The sequence below is a fragment of the Micromonospora sp. NPDC049004 genome (assembly GCF_040649315.1).
GTDB lineage: Bacteria > Actinomycetota > Actinomycetes > Mycobacteriales > Micromonosporaceae > Micromonospora.
The window spans coordinates 314,606-330,341 of the sequence record NZ_JBEZFG010000004.1 but is presented as its reverse complement, the minus strand read 5'-3'; the positions used below and the strand labels follow the sequence as shown (position 1 = coordinate 330,341).

Genomic DNA, 15,736 nt, shown 5'->3' with positions numbered 1-15,736 from the left:
TCAAGCTCGATTCTGACCCACCGTGGCGGGGCTGTCCGGACGCCCGTACAGATAGCCCTGGCCCCGTGGGCAGCCGATCGCGGCGACCGCGTCGTGCTGGCGTTCGGTCTCCACGCCCTCGGCGATCACCGCCAGGTCGAACGCTCCGGCCAGCCGGGTGACCATCTCCACCGTGGCGTACGCCCGGTCGTCCGTGCCCAGCCGTGCCACGAACGACCTGTCGATCTTCAGCTCGGTGGCCGGGATGCGGTGCAGGTAGCTCAACGACGAGTAGCCCGTGCCGAAGTCGTCGATGGCGATCTGGATGCCCAGCTCCCGCAGCTGGTGCAGCCGTTCCAGCACCGCGTCGGTCCCCTCGATCAACGCCGACTCGGTCAGCTCCAGCGTCAACGCGCGCGGCGCCAACCCGGCGCTGGCGGTGGCCGCCGTGACCGTGGCGATCAGGTCGGGCCGGCGCAGGTGTGCCGCGGCGATGTTCACCGCGACCGTCGCCTCCGGCGCGCGGGCCCGCCAGGTCGCCGCCGCCCGACACGCCTCGTGGATCACCCAGCGGTCGATCGGGAGGATCAGCCCGGTCTCCTCGGCCAGCGGCAGGAACTTCGCCGGCGGCAGCATCCCGAGCCGGGGATGCCGCCAGCGCACCAACGCCTCGGCGCTGCGGACCGCACCGCTGGACAGGTCGACGATGGGCTGGAACTCCAGGTGCAGCTGCTCCTCGTCGACGGCCCGGCGCAGGTCGGCGATCAACTCCGCCCGGGACACGGCCGACTCGCGCAGGCCCGGCGTGCACGTCCGGTACGCGGACTTGCCGGCCGCCTTCGCCGCGTACATGGCGATGTCGGCGTCGCGCAGGAGGTCGGTGTGCGAGGCGTGCTGCGGCCCGTACTCGGCGATGCCGATGCTCGCCGACGGGTGCACGCCCACGTCCTCCTCACCCTCGGACGGCCGCAGCGCGTCCAGCAGACGTTCGGCCAGCCGCTCCGGCGACACCGGCCCCTCCCGCTCGACAAGCACCGCGAACTCGTCCCCGCCGAGCCGCGCGATGGTGCCGTCGCCGGCCACCGCCGTCCGCATCCGAGCCGCCAGGCCGGTCAGCAGGGTGTCCCCGGTGGCGTGCCCGAACCGGTCGTTGACCTGCTTGAACCCGTCGAGGTCGAGCAGCAGGACGGCCACCGGCCGGCCGTCGCGCAGAGCCAGGCGCAGCAGCCTGTTGAACAACAGCCGATTCGGTAGGCCGGTGAGCTGGTCGCCGTACGCGAGACGGCGCAGTCGCGCCACCAGGCGCAGGTTCTCGTTGGCGGCCAGCCCCTGGCGCACGGCGAGAGCGGCGAGCAACGTCATCATGGTCACGAAGACCAGCGGCGGGGTCTGGCCGGTGGGCCGGCGGGCCAGCAGCACCGCGATGATCGCCCCACCGACCGGCAGGTACGGCAGCGCCACCCGCCACCACGGCGGCAGCGGCGACTCGGCGGTCTCGTCGGTGCCGTCGCAGTCCGGCGGCGGCGGGTTCCCCGTGGCCAGGCCGATCAGCAGGTAGCTCAGCGGCCAGCACAGGTCGATGGGGTGACCGGCGGCGTAGTCAGCGCGGGCGACAAGCGAGACGTAGACGACGTCGGCGACCACCCGGATGGTGAGGCTCACCGCGAGCACGCTCATCGGCCGCCACAGCGGTCGCGCCGGCCCGGCCACCGCCACCAGGATGGTGAGCTGCATCAGGTCGAACATCGGGTAGAGCAGCCCCAGCGTGCGCGCCGGGTCGGCCAGCTCGGCGGCGGCGACCCCGCGGAACACCAGCACCCAGCCGATCGGCACCAGGGCCAGCGCGACGATCACGCCGTCCAGCAGCGTCCGGGCCCGGCCCACCCCCGTCCGGGGCCCGGACGGGGAGCTGAGCAGCGCGGCCGTGCCGGTGAGAATGCCGGCGGTGAAGACCACCCCGACCAGCGGAGTGTGCGGCAGGTCGCCGCCGACGAGCCGCTGCGCCGTCCAGATCGCCCGGCCCAGCGCCGCGAGCGCCATGGTGCCGGCGAGCAGCCTCCAGAACCTGCGCAGCGGGGCCGGGTGCCGACGGGCCACGCCGGCGCAGGCGACGGTCGCCCAGCCGGCCACCACCAGCGCGCCCACGTCGCTGACCAGCGCGGCCCCGGGCAGCGCCGCGACCAGCCAGAACGCCTCCAGGAGGACCACCGAGCCCGCGCCGACCAGCCCGACGCGGCTGAGCCGGGCCGGCGCGACGCCACTGGTCCGCGCGGCCTGCTTCACGTCCTGTCGCGACACGGTCGCTCCGGCTCTTCGTCGTACGTGCACCCTCGGCGGACCTGTCCACGGCAAACCCCGAAAGCCTAGCCAGCGCCCCGGGTGCCCGCCAAGGTCCGGACGGCCGCGCGCATCGAGCCGGTCCGGCCACGTAGGACGGTCCTTCCGGAACGGTCCGCCTCCGGGTGGCGTCGCGACGCGCGGACGTACCCCCGCCGCCACCCGGTGCGCCGTACCATCTCCGCGGTGACCTCTCCCCGCCGACGGCTGGTGGCCGCGTCCATCCTCCTGGTGATCGAAGCGCTGCTGTTCGCGCTCGTCGTCACCGAGTCCCTGGTGGGTGCCATCGTCGTCGTCGGCATCACCTGCCTGTCGCTGTGGGTGCACACCGTCCTGCACGAGTGCGGGCACCTCGTCGCGGCGAAGCTGCTGCGCCTGGAGGTCGTCGCGGTCCGTGTCGCACCGTTCACCGGGTGGCGCAACAACGTGGCGATCCGGCCGGCGCCGTCGACGACCGCGTTGCCGCTGCGCCTGGTGCTGTTCTACCTCGCCGGCCCGGTGGTCAACCTGTGCACCGCTGCGGCGCTCGGTGCGGCGACGGCGTCGGCGACCACAGCAGTGACCCGTCTCGCGCTGTTCGGCACGGCGCTTCTGGCGGCGCTTCGCGGACTGGTCAGCCTCGTCCCCTCGCCCCACAGCGACGGCCGCAACCTGCTCCACTGGCTCCGGGCGCCGACCGCCACCGGCGCGGCGCTGTGGGCTGCCTACTACGAGGAGGAGATAGCCCGGACGCTGCGGACGATCAGCCCCGTGGAGGCGGCCGACGGTCACCGCGCGGATCCGGATCGCTTCGGTGACGAGCCGCGGCTCGCGCTCGCCGCCTTCCAACGGCGCTGGAGCACCGGCCACGGGCGCTCCCCGACGAACTTCGTGGCCGACGCCGAGCGACTCGCGGCGATGGCTCGCGCCGACAGCACCGATCCCCCGACGGCCGCCGCCATCGGGCAGGTCCTCAGCATCCAGTTCGGGTTGTGGTACCTGCACGCCGCGGTGGTGGCCCGATCGCCTGTCGCGCACCGGGAGGTGGTGGAGATCTGGGAACTGGCGGAGCTCGGCTCCCGGGTGCGGCCACAGAGCTTGGCCGCCCGTGTCGCGATGAGCCTGGCGTACCTGCTCAACCAGCGGCCCGAGCAGGCGCGGTCGCTACTTCTCGACGTCCGGCCCGGGGTGGACCCGCCGGACCTGTGCGCCGTCGCGTCTCTCCTGCGGGCCATCGCCGAGTGCCACCTCGGCAACCGCGCCGACGCGGACGCCCACATCAGGGCGGCCGGCGGCGGCTACCCGCAACTGGCCCAGCTCGTCGCCGCGATCCGGGCGGCGGATCCGATGCCCCCGCTGTTCGCCCCGGCACCGATGGCTGACACCTGACCGGTGCGCCGCCAACCACCGGTACGGGCGTACGTCAGCGGCCGGCGGAGCGGTTCCACGGCGAGCGCGGCAGCGTGGTGCCGGCCAGCGGTCGACGCGCGCGTCGGCGCTTGCGCCGGCCCGGGGTGCAGGGCGGGCGGCGAACGGTGTGCACCAGAGGGCCGGCGGGCCGGGGTTGCCTGCCGATCAGCCAGCACAGGAAGCGGGCCATCTGCGGTTCAGCCGACCGGGAGGCGCTGGGCGTCGGACTTGGCAATCTCGTACTGCGCGCCGCAGAACGTGCACTGCTGCGCGTAGCGGGTGCGGATCGGGATGAGCGGAATGAAGAAGAGGGTGAACCTGGTCGACCGGCGGGTGATGACCTGCGCGGCGTGATTGCCGCAGTGGCGGCAGACCTGCTGCACGACGCCGGACCTGTCGACCTTCGTACGCAGACCGAAGATGAAGAACATCGCCCGCCATTACCCACTCGGCCCCGAAAAGTCACCGGGTCCGACAGCCGGATCGGTGAAACCCACCCGAACACTCGCCACAGGGTATAGTGTTCGCTATACTTCTTTGGTGCGTCAGGAAGATTGGGACGTCTTCGTCGTCGACGAGGTTCGAGACTGGATCGACGGCCTTGATCAAGCGACGTTCGCCCGCGTTGTGCAGGCGATCGATGCTCTCGCCGAAGCCGGGCCCGGGCTGGGACGGCCGCTCGTCGACACCATCACCGGCTCATCGATAGCCAACCTGAAAGAGTTGCGGCCAGGCACTGTCCGCATCCTCTTCGTGTTCGACCCCTGGCGAGCCAGCATTCTCCTTGTCGCCGGCGACAAAGCGGGTCAGTGGAGCAGCTGGTATCGACAGGCCATCCCGCTCGCCGAACAACGGTATGAGATCTACTTGAAGGAACGCACACAGCAGGAAGGGGGATGGCGGTGAGCGGTCATGTGCGGTGGTCGGACGTTCGGGCGGAGTATGTGCAGCGCGCTGGCGGCGAGGCGGCCGTCGAGGCGGGCAAGGAGGAGCTGCTCGCGCAGGTCGTCGGGCACCGTCTCGCAGAGGTCCGACGTGCTCGCGGTTTCACTCAGCAACAGATCGCTGAGCGGATGGGCGTGACCAAGGGCCGCGTGTCCCAGATCGAGCAGGGCCGGATCTCCGGCCAGGATGTGGTGGCCCGGTACGCCGCGGCACTCGGCGGCCGGCTGCACCAGGCGATCTACTTCGATGACGGAGACATCGCCGCCATCGCCTGAGACGCTCGGGTGGCGTGCCCGACCGGAGCCGCCCCGACCAACACAAGATCCGCACAAGTGCCGGGAAACTGCTGCCTCCGCACCGCTTGAGGCAGCAGTTTCCCTGATGTTGCTCGGATGTTGAACCCAGCTCGCTGAGCGGATGGGCGTGACCACCCGGGCGGGCTTCCCGGCGCGACGGTCAGCTGGCGGGCTCGGGCTCCAGGCCGGGCACCTCGGTCGCGAGCCAGATCGGCTGCCAGTCCGGCACCTCGTGGAAGCGGCGCAGCTCGGCCAGGCCGGCCACCGACCCACTCCAGGCAGCGTACGGAGGATTGCCCTCGTCGAAGCCGCTCTGCACGAAGGTCAGCGTGGTCCGGCCGTTGGACTCGGCCAGCTCCCAGTTCGTGACGCCGGTCGGTCCCCAGTCCACGGACATCTTCCGGCCCGGCTCCAGGTCGACGATCTTGGCCGCGTACCCGGTCTCGAAGCCGCCCATCGCGTATCGGCCGCCGACCCACGGCTCGATCCCGATCGGGTAGCCGAACCAGGCGCTGGCCTGCTCGGAGTCGGTGAGCGACTCCCACACCTTGTCCATCGGGGCGGCGATGACCAGCTCGCCGCGCAGGTCGGCGGAGGTGAAGTCGGTACGCGGCAGCAGCGGCCGACCCTCCAGGTGGGCGGCCAGGTTGGCGATGGACAGCGCCCAGAACGTCTGGAGCACGCCCCGGATGCTGGAACCGCTCATCGCCTCGGCGAAGTCGAAGTGGCTCTGGGTCAGCGTCAACACCGTGCTGTCCGTGCCCTCGGCTGTCAACTGGAACTCGGTGGTGGTCTCCACCCCGTCGAGCACCCAGCCGAAGCGCAGCGTGTCGTCGTCGGCGTGCAGCAGACGCTGGTGCGGGGCGTCACCCTCGGGCGTGTAGCGACCCCAGAACTCGTACCGCTGGGGCAGCTCGACCTCGGCGTGCTCGGCCAGCCAGAGTCGCAGCTCGGCCGGGTCGGTCAGGGCCTCACGGACGCGCCCGACAGACGCGGAGAGGCGGGCCTGGACCTTCAGCTGTTCACTCATTGTCATTCCCTTTCGGATAGCAGGCGACGGCGAGCTTGAAGGCATCGCCTTCGCTCCCGCCGTAGCGACTGAACAGGTCCTGAAGTGCGGTTTGCAGGTCGTGCAGGAACTGCTGGCGCTGCTCGGCGGGCACCCGGATCTCGCCGGAGACCCCGATCGAGGGCAGTTCGGGCGCCGAGCGGTCCAGGTCGGCGATGTCGGCCTGGACCTCCTCCATCAGGTCGAGCAGGTAGCCCAGGCTCAGCTCGTCGCGGGCCCGGCGCAGCCCGATCCGGCCGACCAGCCGCGGGGAGAGCCAGTAGGACCGGGCGGCGGCCTGGTAGATGCCTTCGGTGATGCCGCGAACCTTGCGCTCGTTGACGAGCTCGACCAGGCCGGCCGAGACGAGCTGCTTGACGTGGTAGTAGACGCGCTGCGGCGTCTGGTCGAGTCGGGCCGCGACCTCCGTGCAGGTGCGCGGTTCGGCGAGTTGCCGCAGCACCTCGACGCGCTGCGGCTTGAGCAGGACTTCGGCCTGCTCGATCTGCTCCAGGTACAGGACGTCTCTCATGGCAAAATCAGTTTGTACGTACAAAATTTGTTTGTCAATCGCTTCGCGAGAAGCCGCGCCGACTTTCTCGACGCGGCTCCAGGCGATGCTCAGCTTCAGGCGACGTTCAGTAGATGATCAGGGCAACCAGTCGGGTCGCAGCGGGTAGCCGTTCACACCGTCCGGGCCGTTGTGGGTGGCCAGCACCTGGTGCAGCTGGATGCCGTTGCGCTCGAAGGCCATCCGCGAGCCGGCCATGTAGAGGCCCCACACCCGGGCGGTCCCCGCGCCCACCTCCGAGACGCAGAAGTCCCAGTGCTCCACCAGGTTGCGACACCACGCGGCAAGCGTCAGCGCGTAGTGCTGGCGCAGGTTCTCCTCGTGGTGCACCTCCAGCCCGGCGTCGTGCACCTCGCTGATCAACCGACCCGGGCCGGCCAACTCGCCGTCCGGGAAGACGTACCTGTCGATGAACGCGCCCGAGCGGTGGGGCGCCCGGTTGTCGGCCCGCGTGATGGTGTGGTTCAGCAGCCGTCCACCCGTACGCAGCCGCGACCGCAGCGCGCCGAAGTAGGACGGGTAGTTGCGCACACCGATGTGCTCGGTCAGACCGATCGAGGAGATGGCGTCGAACTGCTCCGCCGGGGCGTCCCGGTAGTCCAGGTGCCGCACCTCGGCCAGCTCGCTCAACCCCTCCCGCTCGATCGCCGCCTGCGCCCACTGCGCCTGCGCCTTCGACAGGGTCACCCCGAGCGCCTTCACGCCGTACTCCCGGGCGGCGTGGCGGACCATCCCGCCCCAGCCGCAGCCCACGTCCAGCAGCCGCATGCCCTTCTTCAGCGCCAGCTTGCCGGCGACCAGGTCGTACTTCGCCGCCTGGGCCTGCTCCAGCGTGTCGTCCGGGGACCGGTAGACCGCGCAGGTGTACGTCATTGACGGGCCGAGCACCTTCTCGTAGAAGGCGTTCGAGACGTCGTAGTGGTGCGAGATCGCGGTGCTGTCGCGCACCCGCGAGTGCCGCATCCCGTTCATCACCCGCTTCCAGCGCGGAAGCGCCTCCTGCGGCGGAGCCGGAGGCGGAAGCAGCCGCTCCCAGCCCAGCCCGCGCACCAGCGCCACCCCGTCGGCCACCGACGGCGGGCGCAGCCGCAACTCGTCCTTGAGCACCCGCAGCGCCTCGTACGGGTCACCCGGGTGCACCCCCTGCAACGCCAGGTCACCGCTGACGTACGCCCGGGCCATACCCAGGTCACCGGGTGCGGTGAGCAGGTACGACAGACCCCGCTCGGAACGGATCGACAGGGTGATGCCCGCGTCGGCCGGGCCGACGGCGCTGCCGTCGTACCCGGTGATCCGCACCGGCAACGGCCCCCCGGTGACCGCGCGGACGACGTCCGCCACAGTCGGACCGGTGCGCCGGCCCCCCGCCGGCGGGGTGGCGGGGACGCTCGCCGCCCCCTGGTCTCGATCGGTCAGGCTCATGCTCGTGCTACCGCCTTCTCGTACAGTCCCGTCAGCCGGTGGTCCGGGTCGTAGCGGTCCTTCACCGCGCGCCAGGTCTCGCCGCCGTAGAGGCGATCGAAGGCGTCCCGGTCGTAGTACGCGTCCGAGTAGAGCGACTTGTGCCCGCCCGACTCCGACACCCTGCGTTCGATCGTGCGGTTGACGTCGCCGTCGGCGGCGCCGGGCGCGATCGGAACGCTCCCCCAGAAACCAATGTTGACGTAGTCCTGCCCCGCGTGGAGTGGATACAGCGGCCACGACCGCGCGGAACCGGGACCCTCCGGCTCGCGCAACCGCAACGGGCAGAGCCACACCGGGGTCATCCCCACGCTGCCCGCGAACCAGCGCAGGAAGTCGGCAGTGCGGTCCAGCGGGATCTCCACGTCCTGCACGACCCGCTCGCGGGCCGGCTGGCCGCGCAGCCGGTCGATCCGGGCCGCCACCTGGTGCCGGTGCTCGAGGCGGACCAGTCGGTGGTAGACGTCGCTGCGCCGATATCGCGCCGGCCAGAGCCTGCGCACGACCGGGTGCTGCGCGCCGAACGCCGCCGAACACCAGAACCAGTCGGTGTCCCAGCGCCACAGATAGTCGTACGCGGTCAGCACGTCCCGCGTGCGCCGACGCAGCGACCGGTAGTAGATCGACTGGCCGGTGTAGTCGCTGGGCGGGTCGGCGGCGTCGGTGAACGTGCCCAGGATCAGGTACGCCTCACCGGGGCTGAACATCACGCCGTCCATCACGTCGACCGGTTCGCCGGCCCACGACCGGGTGGCGGTCACCTCGGCGATCGCGTCGGTGAGCGCCTCCAGTTGGGTGAACCGGATGTTGCGCAACGCCACGTACCGGCCGATCGGCTGCAGCTCGATGCGCAGCCGGGTGGCGTACCCCAGGCTGCCCAGCGAGTTGGGGAACGCGGTGAACAGGTCGGCGTGCTCCCCGTCCGGCCGGGCGGTGACGATCTCGCCGGAGCCGGTGAGGATGTCCATCTCGCGTACCGATTCGTGGGGCAGGCCGTTGCGGAACGAGGTCGACTCGATCCCGAGGCCGGTCACCGCCCCGCCCAGGGTGATGGTGCGCAGTTGCGGCACCACCAGGGGCATCAGCCCGTGCGGCAGCGTCGCGTCGACCAGGTCCTCGTACGTGCACATGCCCTGCACGTCGGCGGTCCGGGCGGTCGCGTCCACCGTGAGCACCCGGTTGAGGCCGCTCACGTCGAGGCCCGGGGTCCGGGGTGCGGACCGGGGGCGGAACAGGTTGGAGGTGCGTTTGGCCAGCCGGACAGGCTCGCCCGTGGGCACCGCGGCGTACGACCGCCGCAGCGTGTCCACCGCTTCATCATGGTCAATGGGGTGATCCACACGCTCAGCGCGCATGTGATCACCTTACGCCCGGCCCCCGGAAACGGTGGGATGTCGACGCCCGCTGTTTCCCGTCCGACGCCAGGTTCGACGGTTACCGTGGCGGGCATGCCGTCGCCCGCGATCGCCGCCCTGGACTCCGCCGGACTGCCGTATCGCCTGGTCAGCCACGGTGCGGTAGGCAGCCTCGCGGAGGCCGCCGCAGCCCGTGGCGTGGCGGTCCCGGATGTGGTCAAGACCATTGTCGTCCGCCGGGGTGCCGACGATCACCTGTTCGTGCTGACCCCCGGCGACCGGGTCGTCTCCTGGCCCAAGCTGCGCGCCCTGCTCGGTGTGCAGCGCATCTCCATGCCGGACGCGGCGGGCGCCCTGGCCGCCACCGGCTACGAGCGCGGCACGATCACCCCGTTCGGCGCGAGCACCGCGTGGCCGGTGATCGCCGACGAGCGACTGCGCGGCCGGGAGATCACCCTCGGCGCGGGCGAGCGCGGTCTCGCCGTCGCGGTCGACGCCGACGCGGCGATCACCGCCCTCGGTGCGACTGTTGCCGACGTCACCGACCCGCAGCCGACGCGCTGATCCCGCCCGGCCGGCTGCCCCGCCCGGCGTGGCTCGGCTGGCCCCGACCCGCCGCGGTGGGCGAGGATGTGCAGTATGTCCCCGCCCGAGGAGCGCCCCGATCCCGCCGGCACCGTCTACGGCGGTCGGCGGCGAGCGCGTTCCGGGCCGCTCGCCGACCCGCTGCTGCGGGTGGCGTTGGCGGTCGGGCTGGTGGGCGTACTCCTCGGGGTGGTCTTCGCCACCGGCCTCCTCGACGGCGACGACAAACCGGTGGTGCCCGCCACCGTCGCCGCGCAGTCCGACGCGGCCGAGCCGACCACCGCGGCGGCCGAGCCCAGCCCGACCCCCTCGGTCGAGCCGTCGCCGACCCCGTCGGCCATCCCGGCCGTCCCGACCACCGGGCCCCGCGTGCTGCGCTCGCCCTCCGGGCTCTGCCTCGGGCTCGACGGCGACGGCGAGAAGGCGCAGGCCGAGTTGGCCGCCTGCACCGGCGGCCCGGAGCAGCAGTGGGTCGTCAGCCCGATCGGAACGGACGCGGTGACGCTGACCAACGCCGCCCACGGGCAGTGCCTCGACGTCGAGGGCGGCAGCGGTGACGACGGCGCGAAGTTGCAGCAGTTCCCCTGCCACGGTAAGGCCAACCAGCAGTGGCGGCTGAGCCCGACCGGCACCGGTCCGGTGCTGGTCGTCGCCGTGCACAGCGGCAAGTGCGCGCAGGCCGACGACGACGGCGCCGAGGCCGGGGACGAGATCCGGCAGCGGCCCTGCGACGGCCGGCCCGCCCAGCAGTGGACGGTGAGCTGACTCAGCCCCGGAAGCTCCACGCCCGGGGTGCGGTCGCGGCGAGAAGGACGGCCTCCGGCACCGGTCGGCCCGGCCGTCGACGCAGCAGCAACGACAGCCCGGCGGCGCCGATCGACAGGGCACCCGCCACGTACCAGGCCAGCGCGTAGTCGCCGAGCCGGTCGCGGACCAGTCCGGCGCCCGTCGCCGCGAGCGCCGCCCCGAACTGGTGGGCGGCGAACACCCAGCCGAACACGACGGCGCCGGCGCCGCCGAAGTACTCCCGGCACAGCGCGACAGTCGGCGGCACGGTGGCCACCCAGTCCAGGCCGTAGAAGACGATGAACACCAGCATGCTCGGCCGGGCGGCGCCACTGAACAGGCTCGGCAGCACCAGCAGCGACAACCCGCGCAGGGCGTAGTACGCGCCGAGCAGCAACCGACTGTCCACCCGGTCGGTGAGCCAGCCGGAGGCGATCGTGCCGACGATGTCGAAGAGCCCCACCAGCGCGAGCAGCCCGGCCGCCGTGGTCTCGGCCATGCCGTGGTCGTGCGCGGCCGGCACGAAGTGCGTACCGACGAGGCCGTTGGTGGTGGCGCCGCAGATCGCGAACCCGCCGGCCAGCAGCCAGAACGGCCGGGTCCGGGCCGCGGCGGCCAGCGCGCCCAGCGCCCGGGTCGCCGCGCCGCCGGTCGGCGGCGGCGCCGCGACAACCTCGGTCGCGCCGTAGGCGGGCAGGTCGAGATCCGCCGGGTGTTCGCGCAGCAACCACACCACCAGGGGTACGACCGCCAGGGCGGCTCCGGCCACGACGAGCGCCGCCGTGCGCCATCCGTGGTCGCGCACCAGCACGGCGACCAGCGGCAGGAAGATCAGTTGGCCGGCAGCCCCGCCCGCGGTCAGCACGCCGGTCACGAGCCCCCGTCGACGGACGAACCAGCGCCCGGTGACCGTCGCCACGAACGCCAGCGCCATCGAGCCGGTGCCCAGGCCGACGAGGACGCCCCAGCACAGCAGCAACTGCCAGCTCGCGGTCATGAAGACCGTCAGGCCGCTGCCGGCGGCGACCAGCAGCAGCGCCACCGAGACCACCCGGCGGATCCCGAACCGGTCCATCAGCGCGGCGGCGAAAGGCGCGGTCAGCCCGTACAGGAGCAGGTTGACCGAGACGGCCGCGGAGATGGTGGCGAGCGGCCAGCCGAACTCCTCGTGCAACGGGTGCAGCAGCACCGACGGGGTGGCGCGGAAGCCGGCCGCGCCGACCAGCGCCACGAAGGCCACGGCGGCGACGAGCCAGGCGGGGTGCAGGCGACGGTTCTTGGTCACGCTGCTCAGTCTGAGTCGCGCCCTCCGTGGCGACGAGTGGCCGGAAAGCCATCATGCGCAATAATCGGGCCATGAGCAGTGGCCCGCACCGGATCGCCGTCCTCGCCCTCGACCAGGTCGTCGGCCTCGATCTGGGCACCCCGTCCCAGGTCTTCAGCACCGCCCGGGGGGCCGACGACGAGCACCACTACGACGTGCGGGTGTGCACCCCGGGTGGGCGGCCGGTTCGCAGCACCGCAGGCTTCCAGGTGCTCGCCGACCACGGGCTGGAGCTGCTCGACACCGCCGACACGGTGATCGTCCCGGGCATCCACGACGGCGCCGCACTGACCTCCGGCGGCATCGAGCCGGAGGTGGCCGCGGCGCTGCGGTCGGCGTACGAGCGGGGCGCCCGGATCATGTCGATCTGCACGGGGGCGTTCGTGCTGGCCGCGGCCGGTCTGCTCGACGGACGCCGGGCCACCACCCACTGGGCGTACGCCGAGCGGTTCCGCTGCCTGTACGACCGGGTGGCCCTCGACCCGGACGTGCTCTTCATCGTCGACGACCGGGTGTTCACCTCGGCCGGAGTGGCCGCCGGCATCGACCTCTGCCTGCACGTCATCCGCCTCGACCACGGCAGCGAGGTCGCCAACCGGGCGGCCCGCCGCTGCGTGATGCCGCCGTGGCGCGACGGTGGGCAGGCGCAGTACATCGAGCAGCCGGTGCCGAAGGCGACCGACACCAGCACGGCGGGCGCCCGGGAGTGGGCACGGCAGCGGCTGCACGAGCCGATCGCGCTGCGCGACCTGGCCGAGCAGTCGCGGATGAGCGTGCGGACCTTCACCCGCCGCTTCCGCTCGGAGACCGGCCTGAGCCCGGCCCAGTGGCTGCTGCAGCAGCGCACCGACCACGCGCGACTGCTGTTGGAGACGACCGACCTCACCGTCGACCAGATCGCCAGCCGCTGCGGTTTCGGCACGACGGCGGCCCTACGCCAGCAGCTCCACCAACGCGTCGGCGTGGCCCCGTCCACCTACCGCCGCACCTTCCACCCTCGCCCCGAGCTGATCAACCCCTGACCCCCCACCACCGCGATCTTGCGCTTTCGGTCGCCGAGATGCCCTTTGTGCACACCTTTGTCGAGACAGAATATGCAAGATCGGCGAGGGCCCTGGGGCTGCGGCTCAGGTACGGAGCAGGTGCAGCTGGGACTGGTGTTTGGGCAGGTGCACGCGGGTGTGCAGGTCGAGGGTGCGGGACCAGGGCAGCGGCTCGTCCACGATGAGGTCGAAGCCCTCGCGCAGGTGCGTTTCGACCGGGGTGTCGGCGGCCAGGCCGAGCTGATCGACCAGCCCGCACAGCCGGTCGCTGGTGTCGTGCAGCAGCGCGGTCAGGCCACGCAGACCACCGTGCTCGGCGGCGAGCGCGTCGAGCTGCGGACGGTGGATGTCCTCTTCCAGCTCGTAGTAGGCGAACGGCGACCCGGCCAGCAGCGCCTCGGTGGCCTGGATCATCAGCTCGTCGTTGGCGACCAGATGCGCGACGATCTGCTCCGCGCTGAGCTGCCCCTCCGGAGCCGGACCAAACGTCGCCCCGTCGATCTCGGCGAACACCCCGTCATAAGCGCGCCGCAAGCCACCAGTCTCCACCACACCCCCACCACACCCGCCCCACCGTGTCGATCATGGCGTTGTGGTGCCCGGTTCACCCGGATGAGCGGCATTTGCCACCCACGACAACTCCATGATCGACACGGGTCGGTTCAGCGGCGGGACTGGCGGGAGCGGAGGTAGTCGGACACCACGTACTCGCCCAGGTCGTCGGTGTCGGGAGTGAACATGCGACCCCGGCTGCGCCGGGCCACCGCGTCGACGAAGCGGCGCAGACCCGGGTCGTCGCCGAGCATGAACAGGTTGAGAGTGGCGCCGTAGCGGCTCAGCTTGTCCACCTCACGGACGGTCGCCTCGATCGTCTCCGGCAGCGGCGGCCAGTGGAACAGCGCCTCGCCGTCGTCCGGGTCCAGGTGGGCGGTCGGCTCCCCGTCCGTGACCACCAGCACCACCGGCTCGGCGTCCGGATGGCGGCGCAGGTGCCGAGCGGCCAGCCGCAACGCGTGCTGAAGGTTCGTGCCCTGCTCCATGTCGGGCTCCACCGCCGCCAGCTCCTGCTGGGTGAGGGTCATCGCCTCCCGACCGAAGCCCACGATCTGCAACGCGTCCTGCGGGAAACGGGTCTCCATCAGGTGCGCCAACGCCAGCGCCGTCTGCTTCATCGGCCCCCAACGACCCTGCGAGATCATCGAGTACGACAGGTCGACGCAGAGCACCACCGCCGCGGAGGCCCGCTTCTCGGTCTCCACCACCTCGAAGTCGTCCACCGCGAGCTGAAGCGGAACTGTCGGGCCGGCCCGGCGGACCGCCCGGGTCAGCGTGCGGACCACGTCCAACGGCTGCTCGTCGCCGTACTCCCAGGGGCGGGACGCGCCGCTGACCTCGCCCGCGGCGCCCGCCGAGCGCAGGTCGTGCTGGCCCCGCGGCCCGGCGGTCAGTTCGGCGAAGACCCGCCGCAGCGCGGTGCCACCGAGTCGGCGCAGCGCTTTCGGGCTCAGCGTGAGCCCGTCCGCGTCCCGACTCACCCAACCCTGCCGGCGTAGCTCCCGCTCCAGATCACGCAGGCGGCGTACGTCGTCGGCGGCGTCCCGGCCCAGCGTCCGGGCCACCGCATCGACGTCCACGTCGTCCAGCGTGGCCCCGGGGTGTTCCTGGTCGAGCTGGTCCAGCAGGTCGTCCAGCTCGCCGATCTCACCCAGCGCCCCGGCGGCGTCGGCGTAGTCCAGCGGCTGCTCACCCCGGACCCGCTCGCCACGCCCCCACCGCAGATCCGGTCGCAGCGCCCGCAGGTTCGCGTCGAGCGCGGACAGCTCCCCGGCGAGTCGGTCGCCGAGTGACTGCCGCATCAGGCCGGCCAGCTCGGCGCGCTGCCGCTCGGAGAGCGAGTTCATCAGCCGCTCACCGGCCGCCGAGCGGCGGGCCAGCACGTCGATCAGCTCGTCGACAGTCTCCGGCTGCTCCGGGAAGAAGTCACCGTGCCGGCGCATGAACTCGGCGAACGCGTCGGTGGTGTCCTCCGCGCGGCCGTGCCGGGCCAGCAGGTCGTTCAGGTCCCGCATCATCTCGGCGAGCCGCTGCTGCGCCGCCGGATCGGCCGACGCGCGTACCGCGTCGCGCAGCCCGGCGAACCGCTGACCGAGGACGTCGTCGCGGAGCTGGTCGAGGATCTGCTGGTACGAGCGGCGGGCGTCCTCGCTGGCCCACTGGTAGCCGGACAGCTCCTCGACCGCCCGCGCGGTGGAGCGGGGCAGGTTGTCCAGCACCGCCTCGGCGAACCGCGCGTCGTCGTCGTCGCGGCCCCGCAGCTCGTCGCGCTCGGCGGCGAGGGCCTGGTCGAGCAGCGCCTGTGCGCGGGTCACCGCACCGTCGAGATCGCCACGGCGCAGCGCCTCGCGGCGCAGCCGTCGCGCCCGGGCGGCCAGGTCGTCGAGCCCGCCACGCCCCAGCGGGCCACGGCGCAGCAGGTCGCGCAGCGCCTCCCGCAGGCTGCCGCCGGCCAGCACCTCGGCGCCGACCGCGTCCACCGCCTCACGCACGTCGTACGGGGGTGCGAGCGGGTCGGGCCCGCCGTTCCACTGCCCGTACCGGAACCGGTTGCCGGCCATGG

15 protein-coding genes are annotated in these 15,736 nt (G+C 72.2%); 6 read left to right on the top strand and 9 right to left on the bottom strand.

Annotated elements, in window-relative coordinates; all coding sequences use genetic code 11:
• Positions 1–2,277 (bottom strand): EAL domain-containing protein, encoded by a 2,277-nt coding sequence (locus tag AB0B97_RS14860; protein ID WP_357493866.1) that lies wholly within the window; start codon positions 2,275–2,277, stop codon positions 1–3.
• A 225-nt stretch (positions 2,278–2,502) separates the two neighbouring features.
• Between AB0B97_RS14860 and AB0B97_RS14855 the strand changes: the two genes are divergently transcribed.
• Positions 2,503–3,684 carry a hypothetical protein gene (locus AB0B97_RS14855; RefSeq protein WP_357493864.1) on the top strand — a complete coding sequence of 394 codons (1,182 nt, stop codon included), beginning with the start codon at positions 2,503–2,505 and terminating at the stop codon, positions 3,682–3,684.
• A gap of 218 nt (positions 3,685–3,902) precedes the next feature.
• Here the strand turns inward: AB0B97_RS14855 and AB0B97_RS14850 are convergent, their stop codons facing one another.
• On the bottom strand, positions 3,903–4,136 hold the full coding sequence (locus tag AB0B97_RS14850; protein WP_355132985.1) for a zinc-ribbon domain-containing protein: 234 nt from the start codon (positions 4,134–4,136) through the stop codon (positions 3,903–3,905).
• Between the two features lie 109 nt (positions 4,137–4,245).
• Here AB0B97_RS14850 and AB0B97_RS14845 point away from each other — a divergent pair, with 109 nt between their 5' ends.
• Together AB0B97_RS14845 and AB0B97_RS14840 are read left to right on the top strand one after the other, a co-directional pair.
• Positions 4,246–4,611: a type II toxin-antitoxin system RelE/ParE family toxin gene (locus AB0B97_RS14845; RefSeq protein ID WP_357493862.1), complete on the top strand. Its 366-nt coding sequence runs from the start codon at positions 4,246–4,248 to the stop codon at positions 4,609–4,611.
• Entirely contained in the window at positions 4,608–4,925 is a 318-nt protein-coding gene (locus AB0B97_RS14840) for a helix-turn-helix transcriptional regulator (RefSeq protein ID WP_234583048.1), read from the top strand. Before AB0B97_RS14845 ends, AB0B97_RS14840 begins: the two co-directional genes overlap by 4 nt.
• Positions 4,926–5,106: 181 nt before the next feature.
• Here the strand turns inward: AB0B97_RS14840 and AB0B97_RS14835 are convergent, their stop codons facing one another.
• The 4 genes from AB0B97_RS14835 to AB0B97_RS14820 all read right to left on the bottom strand — a co-directional run bounded on the left by AB0B97_RS14835 (position 5,107) and on the right by AB0B97_RS14820 (position 9,381).
• Entirely contained in the window at positions 5,107–5,976 is an 870-nt protein-coding gene (locus AB0B97_RS14835) for an SRPBCC domain-containing protein (RefSeq protein ID WP_357493859.1), read from the bottom strand.
• Positions 5,969–6,526, bottom strand: a complete 558-nt coding sequence (locus tag AB0B97_RS14830) for a helix-turn-helix domain-containing protein (protein ID WP_234583050.1) — start codon at positions 6,524–6,526, stop codon at positions 5,969–5,971. The genes AB0B97_RS14835 and AB0B97_RS14830 overlap by 8 nt, the downstream gene beginning before the upstream one ends.
• A 117-nt stretch (positions 6,527–6,643) precedes the next feature.
• Positions 6,644–7,987, bottom strand: a complete 1,344-nt coding sequence (locus tag AB0B97_RS14825; protein ID WP_234583052.1) for a class I SAM-dependent methyltransferase — start codon at positions 7,985–7,987, stop codon at positions 6,644–6,646.
• Positions 7,984–9,381 (bottom strand): FAD-binding oxidoreductase, encoded by a 1,398-nt coding sequence (locus AB0B97_RS14820; protein WP_234583054.1) that lies wholly within the window; start codon positions 9,379–9,381, stop codon positions 7,984–7,986. The genes AB0B97_RS14825 and AB0B97_RS14820 overlap by 4 nt, the downstream gene beginning before the upstream one ends.
• 93 nt (positions 9,382–9,474) lie before the next feature.
• On the opposite strand from AB0B97_RS14820, the gene AB0B97_RS14815 reads away from it, so the two are divergent.
• Positions 9,475–9,945, top strand: coding sequence for a YbaK/EbsC family protein (locus tag AB0B97_RS14815; RefSeq protein WP_354860779.1), 471 nt, complete (start codon positions 9,475–9,477; stop codon positions 9,943–9,945).
• A 75-nt stretch (positions 9,946–10,020) separates the two neighbouring features.
• A complete protein-coding gene (locus AB0B97_RS14810; protein WP_357493856.1) occupies positions 10,021–10,731 on the top strand; it encodes an RICIN domain-containing protein in 711 nt (236 codons plus the stop codon).
• A 1-nt stretch (position 10,732) separates the two neighbouring features.
• On the opposite strand, the gene AB0B97_RS14805 is transcribed toward AB0B97_RS14810, so the two are convergent.
• Positions 10,733–12,037: an MFS transporter gene (locus tag AB0B97_RS14805; protein WP_357493854.1), complete on the bottom strand. Its 1,305-nt coding sequence runs from the start codon at positions 12,035–12,037 to the stop codon at positions 10,733–10,735.
• 53 nt (positions 12,038–12,090) lie between these two features.
• Here AB0B97_RS14805 and AB0B97_RS14800 point away from each other — a divergent pair, with 53 nt between their 5' ends.
• Entirely contained in the window at positions 12,091–13,098 is a 1,008-nt protein-coding gene (locus AB0B97_RS14800; protein WP_357493852.1) for a DJ-1/PfpI family protein, read from the top strand.
• Positions 13,099–13,203: 105 nt separating this feature from the next.
• On the opposite strand, the gene AB0B97_RS14795 is transcribed toward AB0B97_RS14800, so the two are convergent.
• Both AB0B97_RS14795 and AB0B97_RS14790 read right to left on the bottom strand, forming a co-directional pair.
• Complete coding sequence (locus AB0B97_RS14795; protein ID WP_234583063.1) at positions 13,204–13,668, bottom strand: hypothetical protein; 465 nt, start codon at positions 13,666–13,668, stop codon at positions 13,204–13,206.
• A 113-nt stretch (positions 13,669–13,781) separates the two neighbouring features.
• Complete coding sequence (locus AB0B97_RS14790; protein ID WP_234583065.1) at positions 13,782–15,734, bottom strand: VWA domain-containing protein; 1,953 nt, start codon at positions 15,732–15,734, stop codon at positions 13,782–13,784.
• Positions 15,735–15,736: the final 2 nt, after the last annotated feature.